General features: G+C 44.2%; 18 protein-coding genes, 22 tRNA genes and 3 rRNA genes. 38 read left to right on the top strand and 5 right to left on the bottom strand.

The features are described from left to right. Positions 1-59: 59 nt before the first annotated feature. The 3 genes from AC3IPL_RS08315 (at position 60) to perR (ending at position 1968) form a co-directional block, all read left to right on the top strand. Entirely contained in the window at positions 60-518 is a 459-nt protein-coding gene (locus AC3IPL_RS08315; protein WP_489240531.1) for a peroxiredoxin, read from the top strand. Beyond that, positions 496-1437, top strand: a complete 942-nt coding sequence (locus tag AC3IPL_RS08310) for an NAD(P)-dependent oxidoreductase (protein WP_489240529.1) — start codon at positions 496-498, stop codon at positions 1435-1437. Before AC3IPL_RS08315 ends, AC3IPL_RS08310 begins: the two co-directional genes overlap by 23 nt. Positions 1438-1512: 75 nt before the next feature. Further along, positions 1513-1968, top strand: coding sequence for a peroxide-responsive transcriptional repressor PerR (gene perR, locus AC3IPL_RS08305; protein ID WP_489240527.1), 456 nt, complete (start codon positions 1513-1515; stop codon positions 1966-1968). A 38-nt stretch (positions 1969-2006) separates the two neighbouring features. On the opposite strand, the gene AC3IPL_RS08300 is transcribed toward perR, so the two are convergent. Continuing rightward, on the bottom strand, positions 2007-2405 hold the full coding sequence (locus AC3IPL_RS08300; RefSeq protein WP_489240525.1) for a DUF2614 family zinc ribbon-containing protein: 399 nt from the start codon (positions 2403-2405) through the stop codon (positions 2007-2009). 518 nt (positions 2406-2923) lie between these two features. Between AC3IPL_RS08300 and AC3IPL_RS08295 the strand changes: the two genes are divergently transcribed. From AC3IPL_RS08295 to AC3IPL_RS08175, 25 genes are all read left to right on the top strand, one after another. Further along, a 16S ribosomal RNA gene (locus AC3IPL_RS08295) occupies positions 2924-4478 on the top strand. 220 nt (positions 4479-4698) lie between these two features. Next, positions 4699-7623: ribosomal RNA gene (locus AC3IPL_RS08290) — 23S ribosomal RNA — on the top strand. A gap of 119 nt (positions 7624-7742) precedes the next feature. Continuing rightward, positions 7743-7857: ribosomal RNA gene (rrf, locus tag AC3IPL_RS08285) — 5S ribosomal RNA — on the top strand. Together the 16S, 23S and 5S rRNA genes with 22 tRNA genes alongside form the textbook arrangement of a ribosomal RNA operon. 11 nt (positions 7858-7868) lie before the next feature. Beyond that, positions 7869-7944, top strand: a tRNA-Val gene (locus AC3IPL_RS08280). Between the two features lie 13 nt (positions 7945-7957). Further along, positions 7958-8033, top strand: a tRNA-Thr gene (locus AC3IPL_RS08275). A gap of 5 nt (positions 8034-8038) precedes the next feature. Then, positions 8039-8114 (top strand) — tRNA-Lys (locus AC3IPL_RS08270). A gap of 9 nt (positions 8115-8123) precedes the next feature. Continuing rightward, a tRNA-Leu gene (locus AC3IPL_RS08265) sits at positions 8124-8207 on the top strand. Between the two features lie 5 nt (positions 8208-8212). Continuing rightward, positions 8213-8287, top strand: a tRNA-Gly gene (locus tag AC3IPL_RS08260). Between the two features lie 34 nt (positions 8288-8321). Next, positions 8322-8410, top strand: a tRNA-Leu gene (locus AC3IPL_RS08255). Between the two features lie 5 nt (positions 8411-8415). Beyond that, positions 8416-8489 (top strand) — tRNA-Arg (locus AC3IPL_RS08250). Positions 8490-8504: 15 nt separating this feature from the next. Then, positions 8505-8578 (top strand) — tRNA-Pro (locus AC3IPL_RS08245). A 26-nt stretch (positions 8579-8604) separates the two neighbouring features. Continuing rightward, a tRNA-Ala gene (locus AC3IPL_RS08240) sits at positions 8605-8680 on the top strand. Between the two features lie 15 nt (positions 8681-8695). Further along, positions 8696-8769: transfer RNA gene (locus tag AC3IPL_RS08235), tRNA-Met, on the top strand. A gap of 29 nt (positions 8770-8798) precedes the next feature. Continuing rightward, positions 8799-8872: transfer RNA gene (locus AC3IPL_RS08230), tRNA-Ile, on the top strand. A gap of 10 nt (positions 8873-8882) precedes the next feature. Beyond that, positions 8883-8975, top strand: a tRNA-Ser gene (locus tag AC3IPL_RS08225). 41 nt (positions 8976-9016) lie between these two features. Continuing rightward, positions 9017-9090, top strand: a tRNA-Met gene (locus AC3IPL_RS08220). A gap of 7 nt (positions 9091-9097) precedes the next feature. Continuing rightward, a tRNA-Asp gene (locus AC3IPL_RS08215) sits at positions 9098-9173 on the top strand. Between the two features lie 5 nt (positions 9174-9178). Continuing rightward, a tRNA-Phe gene (locus tag AC3IPL_RS08210) sits at positions 9179-9251 on the top strand. A gap of 12 nt (positions 9252-9263) precedes the next feature. Next, positions 9264-9339: transfer RNA gene (locus AC3IPL_RS08205), tRNA-Thr, on the top strand. A gap of 7 nt (positions 9340-9346) precedes the next feature. Then, a tRNA-Tyr gene (locus AC3IPL_RS08200) sits at positions 9347-9430 on the top strand. 4 nt (positions 9431-9434) lie between these two features. Beyond that, positions 9435-9508: transfer RNA gene (locus tag AC3IPL_RS08195), tRNA-Trp, on the top strand. A gap of 2 nt (positions 9509-9510) precedes the next feature. Further along, positions 9511-9583, top strand: a tRNA-His gene (locus tag AC3IPL_RS08190). 11 nt (positions 9584-9594) lie between these two features. Then, positions 9595-9666: transfer RNA gene (locus AC3IPL_RS08185), tRNA-Gln, on the top strand. Positions 9667-9674: 8 nt separating this feature from the next. Then, positions 9675-9748, top strand: a tRNA-Cys gene (locus AC3IPL_RS08180). A gap of 290 nt (positions 9749-10038) precedes the next feature. Next, positions 10039-10122 (top strand) — tRNA-Leu (locus AC3IPL_RS08175). Between the two features lie 164 nt (positions 10123-10286). Here the strand turns inward: AC3IPL_RS08175 and AC3IPL_RS08170 are convergent. From AC3IPL_RS08170 to AC3IPL_RS08155, 4 genes are all read right to left on the bottom strand, one after another. Continuing rightward, positions 10287-10658, bottom strand: coding sequence for a tyrosine-type recombinase/integrase (locus AC3IPL_RS08170; RefSeq protein ID WP_489242323.1), 372 nt, complete (start codon positions 10656-10658; stop codon positions 10287-10289). Continuing rightward, positions 10655-11338: a tyrosine-type recombinase/integrase gene (locus AC3IPL_RS08165; protein ID WP_489240523.1), complete on the bottom strand. Its 684-nt coding sequence runs from the start codon at positions 11336-11338 to the stop codon at positions 10655-10657. Before AC3IPL_RS08165 ends, AC3IPL_RS08170 begins: the two co-directional genes overlap by 4 nt. 226 nt (positions 11339-11564) lie before the next feature. Next, positions 11565-11900 carry a hypothetical protein gene (locus AC3IPL_RS08160; RefSeq protein WP_489240521.1) on the bottom strand — a complete coding sequence of 112 codons (336 nt, stop codon included), beginning with the start codon at positions 11898-11900 and terminating at the stop codon, positions 11565-11567. Between the two features lie 25 nt (positions 11901-11925). Continuing rightward, on the bottom strand, positions 11926-12381 hold the full coding sequence (locus AC3IPL_RS08155; RefSeq protein ID WP_489240519.1) for a hypothetical protein: 456 nt from the start codon (positions 12379-12381) through the stop codon (positions 11926-11928). Between the two features lie 784 nt (positions 12382-13165). Between AC3IPL_RS08155 and AC3IPL_RS08150 the strand changes: the two genes are divergently transcribed. From AC3IPL_RS08150 to AC3IPL_RS08105, 10 genes are all read left to right on the top strand, one after another. Continuing rightward, positions 13166-13681, top strand: coding sequence for a GNAT family N-acetyltransferase (locus AC3IPL_RS08150; protein WP_489240517.1), 516 nt, complete (start codon positions 13166-13168; stop codon positions 13679-13681). Between the two features lie 11 nt (positions 13682-13692). Continuing rightward, the gene (locus AC3IPL_RS08145) at positions 13693-14160 is read left to right on the top strand and encodes an NUDIX domain-containing protein (protein WP_489240515.1); all 468 of its coding nucleotides are present in this window, start codon (positions 13693-13695) and stop codon (positions 14158-14160) included. A gap of 37 nt (positions 14161-14197) precedes the next feature. Next, entirely contained in the window at positions 14198-15250 is a 1053-nt protein-coding gene (locus AC3IPL_RS08140) for a PTS sugar transporter subunit IIC (protein ID WP_489240513.1), read from the top strand. 114 nt (positions 15251-15364) lie between these two features. Further along, positions 15365-16792, top strand: a complete 1428-nt coding sequence (locus AC3IPL_RS08135; RefSeq protein WP_489242322.1) for an ABC transporter substrate-binding protein/permease — start codon at positions 15365-15367, stop codon at positions 16790-16792. Next, a complete protein-coding gene (locus tag AC3IPL_RS08130; protein WP_489242320.1) occupies positions 16785-17510 on the top strand; it encodes an amino acid ABC transporter ATP-binding protein in 726 nt (241 codons plus the stop codon). The genes AC3IPL_RS08135 and AC3IPL_RS08130 overlap by 8 nt, the downstream gene beginning before the upstream one ends. A gap of 79 nt (positions 17511-17589) precedes the next feature. Beyond that, complete coding sequence (gene queG / locus AC3IPL_RS08125) at positions 17590-18726, top strand: tRNA epoxyqueuosine(34) reductase QueG (RefSeq protein ID WP_489240511.1); 1137 nt, start codon at positions 17590-17592, stop codon at positions 18724-18726. After that, positions 18713-19189, top strand: coding sequence for a tRNA (uridine(34)/cytosine(34)/5-carboxymethylaminomethyluridine(34)-2'-O)-methyltransferase TrmL (gene trmL / locus AC3IPL_RS08120; RefSeq protein ID WP_489240509.1), 477 nt, complete (start codon positions 18713-18715; stop codon positions 19187-19189). The genes queG and trmL overlap by 14 nt, the downstream gene beginning before the upstream one ends. A gap of 11 nt (positions 19190-19200) precedes the next feature. After that, positions 19201-19941, top strand: a complete 741-nt coding sequence (gene nfsA, locus AC3IPL_RS08115) for an oxygen-insensitive NADPH nitroreductase (RefSeq protein WP_489240507.1) — start codon at positions 19201-19203, stop codon at positions 19939-19941. A gap of 219 nt (positions 19942-20160) precedes the next feature. Next, positions 20161-21303 (top strand): N-acetylglucosamine-6-phosphate deacetylase, encoded by a 1143-nt coding sequence (gene nagA, locus AC3IPL_RS08110; RefSeq protein ID WP_489240506.1) that lies wholly within the window; start codon positions 20161-20163, stop codon positions 21301-21303. A gap of 20 nt (positions 21304-21323) precedes the next feature. After that, positions 21324-21938, top strand: coding sequence for a 6-phosphogluconolactonase (locus tag AC3IPL_RS08105; protein WP_489240505.1), 615 nt, complete (start codon positions 21324-21326; stop codon positions 21936-21938). Positions 21939-21970: the final 32 nt, after the last annotated feature.

Genomic DNA, 21970 nt, shown 5'->3' with positions numbered 1-21970 from the left:
ATTTTACATCACTTATCGTAACATAAATATCATAAAACTTTGAGCAGGAGGAATAGTTGATGAAAATGCCGGCATTTCAATTAGTTAATCAGCACGGACAGCAGGTGACTGAAGCGGATCTGCTTGATCAAGTGACCATTCTATATTTCTATCCAAGAGATAATACGCCTACATGTACAACTCAGGCTGTTGATTTCACTGAAAATATGGAGCAGTTCACTAAGAAGGGTATTCAAGTTTACGGGGTCAGTGGTGATAGCATGAAAAAGCATCAGAACTTTATCAACAAATATAGCGTCGGATTTGATTTATTGGTCGATGAAGCGTTTAAGTTATCAGAACAGCTGGGTATTTATCAATTAAAGAAGAGTTTTGGCAAAGAAGCGATGGGCATTGTGCGTACGACTTTAATCATCGGTCCGGATCTTGAAATCCTTAAACGCTTTGATAAAGTGAATGTCAAACAGCAGATGGAAGATATATGGGGGTTCATTGATGAAAATCATATCAACGGTTAATTTAAAGACACTATTGGATGATTTAAAAAGTGAGTTCAGTGACCATGACTGGATTGAGCGGTCGTCACTTGATGATTTGACAGAGGATGATCTTAAAACAGTTGAAGTATTGATTGCTTATGATTCTGAGCTTGACGTCACTCAGATGCCGAAACTTAAGTGGCTTGTCTGGTATGCAGCAGGTGTCAATCGACTGCAGTTACAGTATATGAAAGAACATGGAATCATCTTGACCAACGCGAAAGGTATTCATAAAATCCAAATCGCGGAGTTCATCTTTGCTTATATTATGGCGGACTATAAACATCTTGATGAGTTTCATGAGCTGCAGCAAACGCGTGGTTACAAGACTAATATTAGAACGACTGAACTGTTTGAATCGGTGATCTGTTTCCTTGGTACAGGAGAGATTGCTGTACGTGCAGCTCGTCTCGCACAAGCATTCGGCATGAAAACTATTGGAATCAATACAGATGGAAGAAGTATTGAGCACTTTGATAAGACTGTGCAGCTTGCTGACAGAGAGACAACTTTCCGTGAAGCGGATATTATCGTCAACGTACTGCCTGAAACTGAACAAACGACCGAGCTGTTGACCATGGATGATTTTAAGGCAATGGGTGATAGTGCGCTGTTCATCAATGTCGGACGTGGAACAGTGGTCAATGAGTCAGTGCTTATCGCAGCATTAACAAACAGAGTGATAAGAAAAGCCGCGCTTGACGTATATTATGATGAACCGCTCGATTCTTCCCATCCGCTATATGAACTGGACAATGTTATAATGACGCCGCATATTACCGGATTGAGCAGAAGGTATAATGAACGTGCTACTGAAATATTGAAGCAGAATATGAGGATGGGTATTGATAACAGCAATAAATTTGTCAATCTTGTAGATTATGATAAAGGTTACTGACCTCTACATTGACAGCATTTGTCTATAACGAGTATCATATAAGTAAATAATTATAAGTAGAAAGAAGGTGCGGGTATGGCGGTTACAAGAGTTTCACTGGAAACTAAACTGCAGGAAGCCGTGCAGCAGCTTCGGGACAGTGGCGTAAGAATTACCCCGCAGAGACAGGCCATACTGACTTACTTAATCGAAGCGGACAGCCATCCGACAGCAGATGAAATCTATAAGGCGTTATCTCCACAATATCCTACGATGAGTGTAGCGACGGTTTATAATAACTTGAAAGTATTCAAAGAGAGTGATCTGGTTAAAGAACTGACATATGGTGATTCTGCCAGTCGCTATGACTTTGACTCACATAATCATTACCATATCATCTGCAGCGAATGCGGGAAAATCAATGATTTTCAATATCCGAAACTAGATGAAGTAGAGAATATAGCGGAGCACATCACGAACTTCAATGTCACCCACCATCGGATGGAGATTTACGGCATCTGCCCGGAATGCCAGCAGAAAGCTGACCATTAACGAATAAAAGACATCCTTCCAATTAGGAAGGATGTCTTTTATTTAGTCTCTCGCGGTTGTTCAAGTTTTTTACTTTTACGTTTATTATTATAATCCTCATCAAATGCTTTACCAGCCAACGATGGATCAAGTGTAAGTGGTTCATTGCAACGTGCACAAATATCAGCACGACCGAGCATTTTAGTATATTGATTACAGTTAGGACATTGGACGGTAATTGCACGAGTAGATAACATACCGATCCAGAAGTAAACGATAAAACTTAAAATGAAAGCTAATGTTCCGATCAGCAGGAATAACGAGAATAAGAGCTGGCTTTTAGTGAAGTAGAATAGAACAACACCTAAATACATGACAAACATCGCAATGAAAATGAGACTAAGTGCCCATGTTCTTATACGATTGATTTTACTTGCTGGCTTTTTGCCGAATTTCAAATGATCATCTCCTAGATTGTTTACTGCATGAATTATATCACAACATCTCCTATAGAATGAACTGAACAAAATCGATTAGTTCCTGTAATGCTGCATACTGAATATAGCTGAACAAGTTTTTAATAAAAAGTTGATAAAAACTGTTGACTCATCCAATTCATCTTGTTAAGATATAAAAGTCGCTGAAAACAGCAGACAAACATCGCAGCAGCTTGAAAAATTAAATTATCAAAAGTGTAAAAAAGACGCTTGTCTTTAACGAAAAAAGCGAGTAAAATTTTTTATGCAAGACGGAACAAAACACAATCGAGCAGCTAACGCTTAAGTGTAAAACTTCCTAAAGAAAAAGCTTGATTCACAAGAAGATAGCTGATATAATTTAATCTTGTAACAGCGAAAAATGAACATTGAAAACTGAATGACAATATGTCAACGTTAATTCCAATAATTTGAGTACTTTAAGTACTTGCTGAAGAGTGATTGGCTCAACCAATTAAAGAGCTTTTATCAAACAAACTATTATGGAGAGTTTGATCCTGGCTCAGGATGAACGCTGGCGGCGTGCCTAATACATGCAAGTCGAGCGGACAGACAGGAGTGCTTGCACTCCTTGAAGTCAGCGGCGGACGGGTGAGTAACACGTGGGTAACCTACCTATAAGACTGGGATAACTTCGGGAAACCGGAGCTAATACCGGATAATATGTTTCACCTCATGGTGAAACAGTGAAAGACGGTTTCGGCTGTCACTTATAGATGGACCTGCGGCGCATTAGCTAGTTGGTGAGGTAACGGCTCACAAAGGCGACGATGCGTAGCCGACCTGAGAGGGTGATCGGCCACACTGGGACTGAGACACGGCCCAGACTCCTACGGGAGGCAGCAGTAGGGAATCTTCCGCAATGGACGAAAGTCTGACGGAGCAACGCCGCGTGAGTGAAGAAGGTTTTCGGATCGTAAAACTCTGTTGTAAGGGAAGAACAAGTACGTTAGTAACTGAACGTACCTTGACGGTACCTTACCAGAAAGCCACGGCTAACTACGTGCCAGCAGCCGCGGTAATACGTAGGTGGCAAGCGTTATCCGGAATTATTGGGCGTAAAGCGCGCGTAGGCGGTCTCTTAAGTCTGATGTGAAAGCCCCCGGCTCAACCGGGGAGGGTCATTGGAAACTGGGAGACTTGAGTGCAGAAGAGGAGAGTGGAATTCCATGTGTAGCGGTGAAATGCGCAGAGATATGGAGGAACACCAGTGGCGAAGGCGGCTCTCTGGTCTGTAACTGACGCTGAGGTGCGAAAGCGTGGGGATCAAACAGGATTAGATACCCTGGTAGTCCACGCCGTAAACGATGAGTGCTAAGTGTTGGGGGGTTTCCGCCCCTCAGTGCTGCAGCTAACGCATTAAGCACTCCGCCTGGGGAGTACGGTCGCAAGACTGAAACTCAAAGGAATTGACGGGGACCCGCACAAGCGGTGGAGCATGTGGTTTAATTCGAAGCAACGCGAAGAACCTTACCAAATCTTGACATCCTCTGACAACTCTGGAGACAGAGCGTTCCCCTTCGGGGGACAGAGTGACAGGTGGTGCATGGTTGTCGTCAGCTCGTGTCGTGAGATGTTGGGTTAAGTCCCGCAACGAGCGCAACCCTTATCTTTAGTTGCCATCATTCAGTTGGGCACTCTAGAGAGACTGCCGGTGACAAACCGGAGGAAGGTGGGGATGACGTCAAATCATCATGCCCCTTATGATTTGGGCTACACACGTGCTACAATGGATGGTACAAAGGGCAGCAAAACCGCGAGGTCAAGCCAATCCCATAAAACCGTTCTCAGTTCGGATTGTAGTCTGCAACTCGACTACATGAAGCTGGAATCGCTAGTAATCGTAGATCAGCATGCTACGGTGAATACGTTCCCGGGTCTTGTACACACCGCCCGTCACACCACGAGAGTTTGTAACACCCGAAGCCGGTGGAGTAACCTTTTAGGAGCTAGCCGTCGAAGGTGGGACAGATGATTGGGGTGAAGTCGTAACAAGGTAGCCGTATCGGAAGGTGCGGCTGGATCACCTCCTTTCTAAGGATTATACGGAAAAGGAATCCATGAGATTCCTTCGGAATTGACGCTGACATATTGTATTCAGTTTTGAATGTTTATACATTCAGAATGTACCTTGAAAACTAGATAAGCAATGAAGAAGAAAAAAGATTTTACCAAGCAATACCGAGTGAGTTCATTTTATGAATTCTTGAAATCGCGCGTCTGCATTCATGCAGACATCACATTATTAATAACAGATTAAGTTATTAAGGGCGCACGGTGGATGCCTTGGCACTAGAAGCCGATGAAGGACGTTACTAACGACGATATGCTCTGGGGAGCTGTAAGTAAGCTTTGATCCAGAGATTTCCGAATGGGGAAACCCAGCATGAGTCATGTCATGTTATCCATATGTGAATACATAGCATATGAGAAGGCACACCCGGAGAACTGAAACATCTAAGTACCCGGAGGAAGAGAAAGAAAACTCGATTCCCTGAGTAGCGGCGAGCGAAACGGGAAGAGCCCAAACCAGAGTGCTTGCACTCTGGGGTTGTAGGACACTCAATACGGAGTTACAAAGGAACAGTTTAGACGAATGATTTTGGAACAATCAACCAGAGAAGGTAAAGGTCCTGTAGTCGAAAAGCTGTTCCCTCCTGAGTGGATCCTGAGTACGGCGGAACACGTGGAATTCCGTCGGAATCCGGGAGGACCATCTCCCAAGGCTAAATACTCTCTAGTGACCGATAGTGAACCAGTACCGTGAGGGAAAGGTGAAAAGCACCCCGGAAGGGGAGTGAAATAGAACCTGAAACCGTGTGCTTACAAGTAGTCAGAGCCCGTTAATGGGTGATGGCGTGCCTTTTGTAGAATGATCCGGCGAGTTACGATTTGATGCAAGGTTAAGCAGTGAATGCGGAGCCGCAGCGAAAGCGAGTCTGAACAGGGCGAATGAGTATCAGGTCGTAGACCCGAAACCAGGTGATCTACCCATGTCCAGGTTGAAGTTCAGGTAACACTGAATGGAGGACCGAACCGACTTACGTTGAAAAGTGAGCGGATGAGGTGTGGGTAGCGGAGAAATTCCAATCGAACCTGGAGATAGCTGGTTCTCTCCGAAATAGCTTTAGGGCTAGCCTCGCATGATGATTACTGGAGGTAGAGCACTGTTTGGACTAGGGGCCCCCCTCGGGTTACCGAATTCAGACAAACTCCGAATGCCAGATAATTTAATGCGGGAGTCAGACTGCGGGTGATAAGGTCCGTAGTCGAGAGGGAAACAGCCCAGACCACCAGCTAAGGTCCCAAAATATATGTTAAGTGGAAAAGGATGTGGCGTTGCCCAGACAACTAGGATGTTGGCTTAGAAGCAGCCATCATTTAAAGAGTGCGTAATAGCTCACTAGTCGAGTGACGCTGCGCCGAAAATGTACCGGGGCTAAACATATTACCGAAGCTGTGGATTGTCCTTACGGACAATGGTAGGAGAGCGTTCCAAGGGCGTCGAAGCATGACCGCAAGGACATGTGGAGCGCTTGGAAGTGAGAATGCCGGAGTGAGTAGCGAAAGACGGGTGAGAATCCCGTCCACCGATTGACTAAGGTTTCCAGAGGAAGGCTCGTCCGCTCTGGGTTAGTCGGGACCTAAGCCGAGGCCGACAGGCGTAGGCGATGGATAACAGGTAGATATTCCTGTACCACCTAAGATTGTTTGAACGATGGGGGGACGCAGAAGGATAGGCGATCGTACTGTTGGTTATGTACGTCCAAGCATCAAGACTGAGCATCAGGCAAATCCGGTGCTCATCAAGGTTGAGATGTGACGGGGAGCGAAATTATAGTAGCGAAGTCGTTGATTTCACACTGCCAAGAAAAGCCTCTAGTTAGAAATTAGGTGCCCGTACCGCAAACCGACACAGGTAGTCAAGATGAGAATTCTAAGGTGAGCGAGCGAACTCTCGTTAAGGAACTCGGCAAAATGACCCCGTAACTTCGGGAGAAGGGGTGCTTTTTAGGGTGCAAGCCCTGAAGAGCCGCAGTGAATAGGCCCAAGCGACTGTTTATCAAAAACACAGGTCTCTGCAAAACCGTAAGGTGACGTATAGGGGCTGACGCCTGCCCGGTGCTGGAAGGTTAAAAGGAGTGGTTAGCATCTGCGAAGCTACGAATTGAAGCCCCAGTAAACGGCGGCCGTAACTATAACGGTCCTAAGGTAGCGAAATTCCTTGTCGGGTAAGTTCCGACCCGCACGAAAGGCGTAACGATTTGGGCACTGTCTCAACGAGAGACTCGGTGAAATCATAGTACCTGTGAAGATGCAGGTTACCCGCGACAGGACGGAAAGACCCCGTGGAGCTTTACTGCAGCCTGATATTGAAATTCGGCACAGCTTGTACAGGATAGGTAGGAGCCTTTGAAGCGTGAGCGCCAGCTTACGTGGAGGCGCTGGTGGGATACTACCCTGGCTGTGTTGACTTTCTAACCCGCACCACTTATCGTGGTGGGAGACAGTGTCAGGCGGGCAGTTTGACTGGGGCGGTCGCCTCCTAAAGAGTAACGGAGGCGCTCAAAGGTTCCCTCAGAATGGTTGGAAATCATTCGCAGAGTGTAAAGGCACAAGGGAGCTTGACTGCGAGACCTACAAGTCGAGCAGGGTCGAAAGACGGACTTAGTGATCCGGTGGTTCCGCATGGAAGGGCCATCGCTCAACGGATAAAAGCTACCCCGGGGATAACAGGCTTATCTCCCCCAAGAGTTCACATCGACGGGGAGGTTTGGCACCTCGATGTCGGCTCATCGCATCCTGGGGCTGTAGTCGGTCCCAAGGGTTGGGCTGTTCGCCCATTAAAGCGGTACGCGAGCTGGGTTCAGAACGTCGTGAGACAGTTCGGTCCCTATCCGTCGTGGGCGTAGGAAATTTGAGAGGAGCTGTCCTTAGTACGAGAGGACCGGGATGGACATACCTCTGGTGTACCAGTTGTCGCGCCAGCGGCATAGCTGGGTAGCTATGTATGGACGGGATAAGTGCTGAAAGCATCTAAGCATGAAGCCCCCCTCAAGATGAGATTTCCCAACTTCGGTTATAAGATCCCTCAAAGATGATGAGGTCAATAGGTTCGAGGTGGAAGCACAGTAATGTGTGGAGCTGACGGATACTAATCGATCGAAGACTTAATCAAATTAAGACAAGCGAAGGCAAGCGGAAAGACAGCGCAGCTGGACAAACAAAGATTATCGGCATTGCCGGTTGAATCTCTTCTTCATGCCTATCTAGTTTTGAGGGTATATTCCCCGTCTGTCTGGTGACGATGGCAGAGAGGTCACACCTGTTCCCATACCGAACACAGAAGTTAAGCTCTCTAGCGCCGATGGTAGTTGGACTGACGTCCCGTGAGAGTAGGACGTTGCCGGGCAGATTTAATATGGAGGATTAGCTCAGCTGGGAGAGCATCTGCCTTACAAGCAGAGGGTCGGCGGTTCGATCCCGTCATCCTCCACCATTTTTATTATTATGCCGGAATAGCTCAACTGGTAGAGCAACTGACTTGTAATCAGTAGGTTGAGGGTTCAAGTCCTTTTTCCGGCACCATGTAAGAGCCATTAGCTCAGTTGGTAGAGCATTTGACTTTTAATCAAAGGGTCAGAGGTTCGAATCCTCTATGGCTCACCATTTAAATATGCGGGTGTGGCGGAACTGGCAGACGCACTAGACTTAGGATCTAGCGCCTACGGCGTGGGGGTTCGACTCCCTTCACCCGCACCATATTTGCGAAAGTAGTTCAGTGGTAGAATACAACCTTGCCAAGGTTGGGGTCGCGGGTTCGAATCCCGTCTTTCGCTCCATTATTATTTTTTTGTCAAAAATCGATAAATATCAGCCGGGGTGGCGGAACTGGCAGACGCACAGGACTTAAAATCCTGCGGTAAGTGATTACCGTACCGGTTCGATTCCGGTCCTCGGCACCATTCATGCGCCCGTAGCTCAATTGGATAGAGCGTTTGACTACGGATCAAAAGGTTAGGGGTTCGACTCCTCTCGGGCGCGCTAATTATTTTGCTACGGGAAGTAGCTCAGCTTGGTAGAGCACTTGGTTTGGGACCAAGGGGTCGCAGGTTCGAATCCTGTCTTCCCGACTTACTTCTTAAGCAACAAATTTTATGGGGGCTTAGCTCAGCTGGGAGAGCGCCTGCTTTGCACGCAGGAGGTCAGCGGTTCGATCCCGCTAGTCTCCACCATAAATAATTTAATACGGCGGCGTAGCTCAGCTGGCTAGAGCGTACGGTTCATACCCGTGAGGTCGGGGGTTCGATCCCCTCTGCCGCCACTAATTTTTAAGTGTAACTTCTGGATTTAGGACCTTTAGCTCAGTTGGTTAGAGCAAACGGCTCATAACCGTTTGGTCGCAGGTTCGAGTCCTGCAAGGTCCACTTATATAATGGAGGAATACCCAAGTCCGGCTGAAGGGATCGGTCTTGAAAACCGACAGGGGCTTAACGGCTCGCGGGGGTTCGAATCCCTCTTCCTCCGCCATTATTTTTTCTTCAGCAAACAGCTTAAATACTTATTATTATCGCGGGATGGAGCAGTCTGGTAGCTCGTCGGGCTCATAACCCGAAGGTCGGTGGTTCAAATCCGCCTCCCGCAATTACAATGGTCCCGTGGTGTAGCGGTTAACATGCCTGCCTGTCACGCAGGAGATCGCCGGTTCGATCCCGGTCGGGACCGCCATGTATGGCTCAGTAGCTCAGTCGGTAGAGCAATGGATTGAAAATCCATGTGTCGGCGGTTCGATTCCGTCCTGAGCCATCTTTTTATTATGCCGGAATAGCTCAACTGGTAGAGCAACTGACTTGTAATCAGTAGGTTGAGGGTTCAAGTCCTTTTTCCGGCACCATTCCTTTGGAGGGGTAGCGAAGTGGCTAAACGCGGCGGACTGTAAATCCGCTCCTTCGGGTTCGGCAGTTCGAATCTGCCCCCCTCCACCATTATAGGGGCATAGTTTAACGGTAGAATAGAGGTCTCCAAAACCTTTGATGTGGGTTCGATTCCTACTGCCCCTGCCATGGCGATTGTGGCGAAGTGGTTAACGCACCGGATTGTGGTTCCGGCATTCGTGGGTTCGATTCCCATCAGTCGCCCTTGTTATTATTGGGGTATAGCCAAGCGGTAAGGCAACGGACTTTGACTCCGTCACTCGTTGGTTCGAATCCAGCTACCCCAGCTTTTTCTGGCGCCATAGCCAAGTGGTAAGGCAGAGGTCTGCAAAACCTTTATCACCGGTTCAAATCCGGTTGGCGCCTCCATTAAATTATATATGCGGGAGTATTTCAACTTTTAGAATACTAACCTTCCTGGTTAGAGATACAGGTGTAAGTCCTGTCTTCCGCTCCATATTTTATTCTGCGGGAGTATTTCAACTTTTAGAATACTAACCTTCCTGGTTAGAGATACAGGTGTAAGTCCTGTCTTCCGCTCCATATTTTATTCTGCGGGAGTATTTCAACTTTTAGAATACGAATCTTCCTGATTCGAGGTATAGGTGTAAGTCCTATCTTCCGCTCCATATTTTATTCAATGATCTTTATAATATTATGCCGGCGTGGCGGAATTGGCAGACGCGCTGGACTCAAAATCCAGTTCCCTCACAGGAGTGCCGGTTCGACCCCGGCCGCCGGTATCTAAAGAATGTAAAAGAATATAGAAAGTGCTCGTGAATCCTTGGATTTACGGGCTTTTTTCTATTTTGATAGAAAAAGAATATAGAAAGATTATCCGGAAGAGTGGACACGATTTGGACACAGCTAACAAATTTCAAGTCCAAAAACGTCCAATGTGGACACGCTACAGCGCTTCAAGCACAGATAACGTCTTACTGCTTTGCTTATCCTTACTTTCTTTGATAAGATGGGCGTATTCACGATAAGTGATGTCAGGGCTGCTATGTCCGACACGATCAGCAATATAAGCAATGTCTACACCTTCGTAGATAAGGATGGAGATATGCGTGTGACGTAAGGCATGTGATGTAATGTTGCGTTTAATACCAACAGCTTCACATGCTTTTTTTATGGACTCATTGACTGCTGAATTTTTAATCTGTCTGCCACGATGGGTAAATAGGTAACCAGACATATGAGCTGGCCTGTCATCGGCATACTGTAGTAATAGTTTAATCGTTTCTTTATCCACATTCACAGTACGCTTAGCGTTTATATTCTTAGTACCATCCAGATAAACCGTTCCTTTGACTTCATCGATGTGATATCGATGTGATTACGTTTCAAATTGATACAGTCAGAGAAACGTCCACCTGTAGCTATCATGAGTAATATTAAATAGGTGGAAGCGGCCATGTGGTCTTTACGGTCCATATAGTATTTCTTGATCGCTTTCAGTTCCTGCAGGTCTAAGTACATGTGTTTCTCTTCTTTGCTCTTCACATTCGAAAAGATTCGAACATTTAGAGTAAAATCACGAGTGGCCAGACCTTCATTGATTGCATCACGAACTACTGCACGGATATAACTGTTATAACGACTTACGCCATCAATCACATATTGATCAGCCAACTTATTGATAAAGTCCTGGTAATCATCCTTAGTGATGTCCTTGATATCGCGATAACCAAACTCTTTTATCAGCGTCTTGTAAAGACGATCATAGTTGCTGTAGGTCTTCTCTGATACATTAGGTTTTGTATATTTGTCGTGATAATCAATAAACCTTTGATGAAAGATGATTTTCGCTTTTAAGTCTCGACCTTGGGCCAGTTCGTTATAGCGGATGTTACCTGCATGAACTGCTTCACGCCGTGTATTACCTTTACCTCTGTACCGTTTTCCGTTGATTCTAAAGTCATATTCCAATTTGTTACCGACCTTTTTGACGTTCATTTTTTCTCACCTCCTTTCAATGATGATTGCAAAGAACGTATGAAAGGGTAGGCGGTTATCTATATAAAAGGGAGCATACGAATGAAATTAAAATATGGGGTTTAACCGATACAGCAAGAGAGAAATTAATGTATCAAGTGCTGCAGATAATCAAAAAAAATTTTGAAAATAACAATAGATAACATTAAAGCCACTTACTCTTAATGAGTAGGTGGCTTTTATTTCTTTATCTATTGATAAAATCAGTTTTTATTTCTTCAGAGAACAGTAACAATTCAGGGATGTAATTCTTTGCAAAACCATCGATGAAACGGATGACGGTTAAATCAGTACAGTTAGGAATATATTTTCTCAGAATTTCACGGAACATCTGAAGATTATATTCTTCGTTTTTAAATACTATCTGATTAAAAGAGATAAACATCTCTTCAAAATCATCATTATTTAATCCAAAATCTAAAAATAGCAGACTGATAGATTTTGTATTTAATTGGCTGTGACCGACTGAAGATGCCAGTTCATTCAGTGTCTTTTTGATAAGCTGTAAATCTGACTCGTTCATGATTAAACTCCCTTGTTTTTTCAGTTTATACCAACCAGTTTAATATCGTTTTAACGCCTAGCGCTACATTGGTAGCTACTGAATTAGATACGCCGGCATTAATCATCCCTCTGTAAACAGCATCATACACTGCCTGGGCAGGGACTTCAGACCATGCCAATAAAGGCTTAAGTTCGGCCACCACCTTTGAATAGTGTTTATCAAGTTGAGCAGCAGTTTTCTTTCCCATCTGTCCTTCAACTAACGAGATAACTTTGCTTTTGTTGTTAATAATTATTTTTATGGCTTGTTTAACAATAAAGCTGCCACTGATGCTTTGAGGCGCATCGCCTTTCTGTAAAGAAGTATTGAATGTTCCAATATTTCCGCTTTCAGTAGCAGGGGCAGTTTGTTGGATTTCCGAAGCTTGAGTAATAGGGACCAGTGAAGTGACAAAAATAGAACCTGCAAGAATAGTAGCAGAAACTTTTCTGAATAACATATACACACTCTCCTAATATTTTTTTGAAGCGTTCGCTTCAGTTAGATAATATCACTAAAAATTTATGGTATGTAAAAATTCAAAGTTATTTAAGATAGATTTAAGCTAACGTTCTGCTTATACAGAATGGCGGTATGATATTTAAAATCATAACATTTAATAGGTTTTAATTTTAGTGGTTCCTTATTAAATAGCATCTATGCCATCATAAATTTTACCACTGATGACATTCTGGGTGAGGACTCAGTTGATATGTCAGAAGAAAAGTTGCTTTCACAAGTGTTGCCAGTTACTAAACAGTATTTCAAAAATAATAATAGATAATTGTAAAGCCACTTACTCTTGATGAGTAGGTGGCTTTTTGGAGTTCTTTCCTATTATAATACGAAATGAATATAGAAAGAACAATTTGAAAAGTGGACGCGAAGTGGACACGATTTTTTTAATGGTATTGATATATCAACGTTTAGAGTCTAAACAAGACCCCGGCCGCCGGTATCGTATAAAGCCCTTAAACGTTATGTTTAGGGGCTTTTACTTATTGATGTGGCCATTTCCACTATCCTTAATCTATTTAAGGAATAAAGAGATAAACATTGTCTTCCACGCAATAATCATTATAAGATTTATCGAGATGACCGAGTAGTTTTAATATTTTATTAAATCTATTTCTTTAATAAAATATACATAAGACCCCGACCTTTGGCATCTGAACCTTGAAAGGTTTGTTTCAAGGTTTTTTTGTTTAGTGTATAATAAGACAAATGTATATCGGGGTGATTGATTGATTAATTATATAAGGCCGTCTGTTGAAGACAAGATTCCTTTAAAAGCACATTACAAAGAAGTCATTACTCATACATTTCAAGTGCATGATATAGATGATGATGACGATCTGCAAAAAGAAATCGACACGAAATATGGTTATATTGAGAACTATTATAGCGGGAGAGATACTCAGTTTATTGCTGCTAAACATGAAGGAGTGATCATCGGCGCTATCGGTCTATATCATCCGAATACAACCATCAGTGAATTGACAGAGGGAGCACTGGATCATCTGTATGAACTCGGATCATTATATGTAAATCCAGCGTATCAAGGACAGGGTATCGGCAGTGAACTGATCAAGCGCATGCAGGACGATATGCGTCTATCAGGAATCAATCAGTATTGTTTTGATGCAGCTTATACACTTGCTATCAAAACATGGACGAAGATGTTCGGACCTGCGACCTATATATTTAAAGATTACTGGGGCAAAGACGAAGACCATCATATATGGGTGATTACACTTTAAGGAGGAACGCTATGGATTTATCACTGTTACTGAACAGTCATCGATTAAATATTAGAACGTCTGCCATGATTCGTCGAGGTGATGAATGGTTGATGCATCATGGTATCAATGATTCATTTATTACAACAGTTGGAGGCCGTATCAAGTTATTAGAAGACTCAAAATCTGCACTTATCAGAGAGCTGAAAGAAGAACTGGATTTGGTAGTGAGTGAAAATGACCTTCAGTTCCAGACGATGATTGAAGGATTCTTTGATTACAATGGAACTAATTATCATGAATTGCTGTTTGTATATTTATTAGAGATAGGTGACGAGCTAGGAGATGGTGAAATTTTTGCGCAACCCGATGATCAATTTATCTTTAAGTTTTATTCAAAAGAAGAATTACTTCGTGAAAGTATTAAACCCCATGAATTAAAGTCGTTAATGCTTGAGGAAGAACATGATGTGCACTATATAGCTAATCTATTAAATTAGCAATCCGTATCACAACAAATAGGAAAGTCGGTCTAGCATGAAAATTAACGATATGTCTTTAAAAACTTTCTTTTTCAATATATTAAACGGTATGGCGACCGGGATAGTGATTGCGTTAATACCTAACGCCATGCTCGGGGAGCTTTTTAAGTATTTAGCTTCATTTCATCCAGTATTCACGTCGCTCGGACAGATGCTGCTGATGTTTCAGTTCTGCGCTGCTATTATCATCGGTGTCCTGGTCGGTCACCAGTTGAAATTCAATGGTGTTCAAAGTGCTGTTATAGGAGGCGCTGCATTTATCGGTTCGGGTGCTGTTCAGTTTACAGCTGATGGTGCGAAGTTGGTCGGTATGGGCGATCTATTGAACATGATGATGACCATCGCCCTTGCTGCACTGGTCATTGTCGTTCTTGGCAATCGGCTTGGGACACTGAACATTGTCTTTCTGCCGATTCTAGCAGGTGTGCTGCCAGGAGCAGTGGGCACTTTGACGCTGCCGTACGTCAAAATGATGACAGGGTTCCTCGGTCAGCTGGTCAGCCATTTCACCACGCTGAATCCACTGCTGATGTGTATATTGATATGCATGTTTTATGCACTGATGATGGCAACACCTATATCGGTTGTAGCGATTGCGACAGTTATCAGTTTGTCCGGTCTAGGAAGTGGTGCTGCCAATCTTGGTATTGCGGCCTGCTGCTACACGTTCATCGTCGGCTCATGGTTCGTCAATGACAAAGGGGTCAATACGACGCTTGTCATCGGCGCAGCGAAGATGATGATGCCGGTGTACTTCAGATATCCGATTATTATGGTGCCGCTCATGATTAACGGCGGCATTGGTGGCCTGCTTGCTTACTACATGGGAATACAAGGAACACCGATGTCGGCAGGATTTGGTTATACGGGGCTCGTCGGTCCTTTGAATGCTTTTAGATTCATGGAAGGTGACGTGTGGATTAGCATCGTTAAGCTGTTGACTGCCTATTTAATAGTGCCGCTCCCTGCAAGTATATTAGTCCATATGGTGTTGAAGAAAATACTGCCAGGGTATACAAATGATATTTATCTATTCAATAAAGCATAAAAATATTCTGCTGACAGCGGAATATTTTTTTATTGGGTATTGTATATATTTTCATTAAATTGTATAGTTATAATAATTAGTTAAGGAGGTAGTGCTGTGAAGAAGATGTTAACAATGATGCTGCTGTTCGTTGTCATTCTGTCCTATATACCATTATATTCAGCAAGTGCAAAAGACGATCAGTATGATGTCATCAAGAAAAGAGGAGAAATCCGTGTCGGTCTCTCTGCGGATTATGCTCCGTATGAGTTTGAGCAGACGGTCAACGGAAAGAGCAGATATGTGGGTATCGATATTGAACTTGCCAAAAAGGTCGCTAAAGATTTGGGTGTCGATTTAAAGATAGTCGATATGTCATTTGACAGCCTGCTCGGATCTCTTAAAACCGGTAAGATCGATATTATTATTTCAGGTATGTCCCCGACGCCTGAGCGACGTAAAGAAGTCGACTTCACTGAGCAGTATATGCAGGTGACTCAGCGCATGATCGTCCAAAAGAAAAATCAAGACAAGTTGAAAACAGTGGAAGACTTCTCAGGTAAAAGTATCGGTGTACAGAAACAAACGACTCAAGAAGCACTGGCTCAAAAAGAAATTCCAGACGCCAATCTGTCATCATTGACACGTGTCCCTGAAATCATCATGTCGCTTAACTCAGGTAAAGTAGATGGTATTATTCTGGAAGGACCGGTCGGAGATGCGTATTTGTCCAAAAATACCGGTCTTGCTTATTCTTCTCTTGAATTTGCTGATGCTGCAAAAGGGACAGCGATTGCTGTTCCAAAAGACTCTCAGCAGCTGCTCGATCAGCTGAATGCAAGCATTGCAGAAGTTAAGGACAAAGGACTGATTAAAGATTATCAGGACAAAGCAAACGAAGCGATGTTTGAAGAAGGCTCATTCCTCAGCAAATATGGTAATTATTTCATCAAAGGAATCGGAGCGACGATTTTAATTTCAATCATCGGAGTCGTACTCGGATCGTTATTCGGCGGTATTCTTGCATTTATGAAGCTCAGCCGCAATAAAATATTGAAATCCATCGCCTGGATCTATATTGAATTTATTAGAGGGACACCACTACTCGTTCAAGTATTCTTAGTATATTTCGGAACGACGGCAGTGCTTGGGCTTGATTTATCAGCCTTTCTCTGTGGTGCCATTGCACTCGTTCTCAACTGTGCCGCGTACATTGCAGAAATCATCCGTGCCGGAATCAATGCAGTGGATAAAGGGCAGATGGAAGCGGCCCGATCACTTGGACTGAGTCATTCTCAAGCCATGAACAAAGTCATCATGCCGCAGGCCATCAAAAATATTCTGCCTGCGCTCGGCAACGAATTCATCACCGTCATCAAAGAATCATCCATTGTTTCTGTCATCGGCGTCAGCGAACTGATGTTCAATGCACAAAAAGTACAAGGTGCATCATTTGATCCATTCACACCGTTGTTATTAGCGGCAGTCGCATACTTTATTTTGACATTCACATTGTCTCGAGTGATGAATGTCGTCGAAAGGAGAATGAGTGTCAGTGATTAATGTTGAACAATTGAAGAAGAACTTCGGACAAGTGGAAGTATTAAAAGGCATTGATATGGAAGTGTCAGCAGGAGAAGTAGTCGCTGTTATCGGTCCTTCAGGAAGTGGTAAATCTACTTTTTTAAGATGCCTCAATCTTCTCGAAACACCGACTGACGGACGTATTGTCTTTGAAGGAGAAGTATTGAACAGCAAAGGAGCAGACATCAATAAGCTCCGTCAGAAAATGGGGATGGTATTTCAGAACTTCAATTTGTTTCCTCATAAAACGGTGCTTGAGAATTTGACACTGACTCCTATGCTCGTCCGCGGAGAAGGAAGGCAGTCAGCTGAGCAGCGCGCACTCGAGCTGCTCGCCAAAGTCGGCCTGAAAGACCGTGCAGGTTCCTATCCTTCGCAGTTATCCGGTGGACAGAAGCAGCGTGTCGCTATCGCGAGAGCACTGGCAATGAACCCTGATGTCATGCTCTTTGATGAACCCACATCAGCACTTGATCCTGAAATGGTCGGCGATGTGCTTCAAGTAATGAAGGATTTAGCGAGGGAAGGAATGACGATGGTTGTAGTGACGCATGAAATGGGCTTTGCAAGAGAAGTGGCAGACCGCGTTGTCTTCATGGATAAAGGGATTATTCAGGAGCAGGGAACGCCCGAGCAGGTATTCAGTCATCCTAAAAATGAACGGACGCAGAACTTTCTGTCAAAAGTATTATCATAGTGTTGAAGCAGGCGAACAGCTGGTAGGCGTTCGCTTGTTTTTGTGTTAAAATAGTTGCATTGATTTGGAGGTGAGCGACATGTCAGAACAACTGAAACAGGAAATTATTGCGTATAGCCGGACTATTGGTATCGATGCTATCGGCTTTACAACAGCGGAACCTTTTGAAGAGCTGCGTCCGAAGCTGGAATCCTATTATTCTAAAGGTTATGCATCTGGTTTTGAGAGTTCTGATATCGAACTCAGAATCGATCCGAAGAAATCACTGCCGTCTGCCCGTTCTATTATAGCGATTGCGGTCGGCTATCCGAATCGTCTCCCTGATGCACCGAGAAGTGTACGCGGTGAACGGCGCGGTGTCTTCTCCCGGTCGTCCTGGGGAATGGACTATCATTCACTGTTACGCAAACGACTTACACTGCTGCAGGCATTTATTGAAGAACGTGCAGCAGATGCTGAATGTCTGTCTATGGTGGATACGGGCGTACTGAGTGACCGCGCTGTCGCTGAGCGTGCCGGCCTGGGCTATGCTGCAAAAAATGGCTTCATACTTAACGATAAGTTAGGGACATGGACGTATCTAGGTGAACTGCTGACGTCTATTCCATTGCCTCCTGACAAGCCGGTCATTGACAGCTGTCTTGACTGCACGATTTGTGTGGACCGCTGTCCAACAGGTGCTTTAGTCGGCGATGGACAGCTGAATGCACAGAAATGTATCAGTTTTCTGACTCAGACGAAAGGCTTCATGCCTGATGAATATCGCGGGAAGATCGGCAACAGACTGTACGGCTGTGACACATGCCAGCAAGTCTGCCCGAGAAACCGCGGCATTAATACACTGCAGGATGATATCATTCTTGAGCCGCTGAAGCTGAAGCCGCTGCTCGAGCCGCTGCTTACCATCAGCAACAAGATGTTCAAAAATGAATACGGTCATTTAGCGGGCAGCTGGCGGGGCAAGAAGCCGATTCAGCGGAATGCGATCATCGCGCTCGCTCATTTCAAGGAGGAGTCGGCCGTCCCAACCTTGAAACAAGTGGCAGTAGAAGACGATAGGCCCGTCATCAAAGGGACGGCATACTGGGCTATCGGCAGAATTGCAGGCCGATTAGAAGCTCCGTTTTTAATGGAGCGGTATGATGTAGAAGAAGACGAAGAAGTAAGAAATGAAATTCTAAAAGGTTTAGAGGAGATTGAACATGTCATCAATTAACGTCGTATTATATCAGCCGGAGATTCCGGCAAACACAGGAAATATTGCTAGAACTTGTGCAGCAACTGATACAACATTGCACTTGATTCGTCCGCTTGGATTTTCAACGGACGATAAGATGCTGCGTCGTGCAGGTCTTGATTACTGGAAATTTGTCGATATCATTTATTATGACAGCATTGAGGAATTTTTCGATAAGACAGCAGGCAGCAACTACTACTTGCTGACGAAGTTCGGCAAAAAGCCGCACACGACATTCGATTATTCAGATACGTCAGTCGACCACTACTTCATCTTCGGTCGTGAGACAACAGGTCTGCCGGACTGGGTCAAAGAAAAGTATATGGATACTGCACTCAGAATTCCGATGAATGACAATGTGCGTTCATTGAACTTATCTAACACAGCAGCAATCTTAGTATATGAAGCATTAAGACAACAGAATTATCCGAATCTGAAATAGGGGATGAGTAAATGAATGAAGTAGTGAAGCAGTTGATGGCTCACCGTTCAATTAGAGCATTTGAAGCGAAGCAGCTAGATGATCAGACGATAAGAGTTCTTGTTGAAGCGGCCCAGCAGGCATCGACTTCAAGTTTTGTACAAGCATATTCGATCATTGGCGTGACTGATCCTGAAATTAAAAAGGCACTGCGTGACATCAGTACGCAGCATTATGTTGAGCACAATGGTCATTTATTTGTCTTTGTCGCAGATTACAAGCGTCATCAACTATTAGCTGAACGTGCCGGTCAATCAGTTGCTGATTATATCGGAGAAACTGAGAATTTCATTGTCGGCACAGTAGATGCCAGTCTTGCTGCACAGAATATGGCGGTGGCTGCTGAAAGCATGGGACTGGGTATATGTTATATCGGTAGTCTAAGAAATGATATGGCGCGGGTCATTGAATTGCTTGGGCTGCCTGATTATACGTATCCTTTATTCGGATTAGTGGTCGGTTATCCATCAGAAGAAGGCAGCAGCAAAGAAAGGCTGCCGTTTGAACATGTCTATCATGAAAATCGCTATTCGACTGATGATTATTTGTCGCAGATTGATCATTATGATGAACGTATCGCTGATTATTACCGCGAACGGACGAACGGAAGACGCAGCGACAAATGGAGCAGTCAAATGATGGCTAAATTCAGTCACACTATAAGAGAAGACGTGGATGCAGTCGTCAAACAACAAGGATTCTTAAAACAATAATAAAGAAAGACAGAATCAGCACTGCCGATTCTGTCTTTTATTTGTTAAGATCTTTGTCTCTAATACCGTAGTCAGATTCTTTGCCAGCTGTTAACATAGCGACAATGAAAGATAAAGCAACCATACCAATTAACAATGTACCCATTGATGTTGGCCTCCTATACTATTATTGATTTTATTATATACTAATTATAAGCTAAAGAAAAGGAGACGTTAGTCATGCTGGTCATAAACAATGTGAAAATTTACACAGAAGATGGAGTGATTGATAAGGGATATGTTGTGATAGAACAACAACGTATCGCAGAAGTAAGCCATGGCTATTATAATGGAACATGTCACGATGTGATAGATGGGAAAGGCGGAATCCTGCTGCCCGGATTCATCGATATTCATATACATGGAGGCTACGGAGCAGATGTTATGGACGCAGACATGGGTGCGTTAACAACGCTTGCTGAAGGATTGCTGACAGAAGGAACGACCTCCTTTCTCGCGACGACCATGACTGAAGATTTGACGCGCGTTAAGAATGCACTGGAAACAGCGAGCCGTTATGAAGGACCGGGGGCTGAAATCATCGGTATTCATTTAGAAGGGCCGTTTATTTCAGAGCACAAAGTAGGTGCGCAGAATCCAGAGTATGTCATTCATCCGACAACAGTACTTATTGATGAGCTTCAACAGGCGGCACGTGGTAAAATTAAAATTATGACGATTGCACCTGAAGTTGATGGTGCGATGGACGTCATCACTGCGAAACATGATGACATCATCTTTTCTATCGGGCATACAGTGGCAACTTATGATGAGATGAACGCGGCAGTAGCAGCTGGTGCGAAACATATCACGCATCTCTACAATGCTGCGACCCCATTCAATCACCGCAATCCTGGAGCATTCGGTGCAGCGTGGGTCAACGATGACTTGAAGACCGAATGTATTGTAGATGGTATCCATTCACATCAAGCATCTGTGAAAATCGCCTACCGCTTGAAAGGGCGCGACCGCTTCATGATCATTACAGATGCAATGCGTGCCAAAGGGATGCCGGATGGTGATTATGAACTGGGCGGACAGGCTGTCTTAAAGCAGCATGACAAAGCGGTACTCGCTGATGGTACACTAGCCGGCAGTATTCTTAAGATGAATGAGGCACTGCGTAATTTTATGGCGTATACAGGTGAAACACTGGACAATGCGTGGCGTGTTGTCAGCTATAACCAGGCAGCTGCCCTCGGATTATCAGACGAAATCGGCAGTATTAAGCAAGGGAAGTACGCTGACCTTGTTTTAGTGGACGAAGAGTTAAATGTTTTAACAGCAGTGAAAAAAGGGTATATGAAAATGATAAAAAACTAAGTTGTACAGGAGGAAACACCATGGCTATGAACTTTAAAATTTTTGATTCAAAAGGTATCGCGGCGAAATACGCAGCTGACCTTGTACGTAAACAGATGAATAACAATCCGACGTCCATCCTTGCGTTCGCTATGAACGATGAACAGGATTTCTTTTATCGTGAGTTAATAGAAGAGGTAGCAAAAAATCCAGTGGATGCCAGCCAAATTCATATTTTTGATTATGATAATAATGAATCGAGCTTCCAGCAGATGGGCATCGTCAAAGAACAACTGCACCGTGCCAACAAAAATGGCAATTTAATGGATGAAGTGAAAAACGTAAAAACTAAAGAAAACAAAGGAAAGCTGACGATGCTTGTATCTACATTCAACGCAGATGGCAGCATCGGATACCGCGAAATCAATGCTGATAGTGATGAAGGCTTGCTGTCCGCACGCGAAGTCGTTGTTCTCGTGACAGGCTCTGAAAAAGCAAAGGCAGTGAACCGCCTGTATGAAACAGGTGAAACACAGACAACATTTGAAGCTGCCAACTTAAAAGCACACCGTATGGTAACGGTTGTTCTCGATTACGACGCTGCCCAAGGATTGCCGGCAGACATTCGTGAGTATTACCGTTCATTATTCTCCTGATACAACTTAAACCATCGGCTGCTGCCGGTGGT

The sequence above is a fragment of the Macrococcus sp. GL_134 genome (assembly GCF_057834705.1).
The sequence above is the reverse complement of the archived record's forward strand: the minus strand, read 5'-3'. Positions and strand labels throughout refer to the sequence as shown.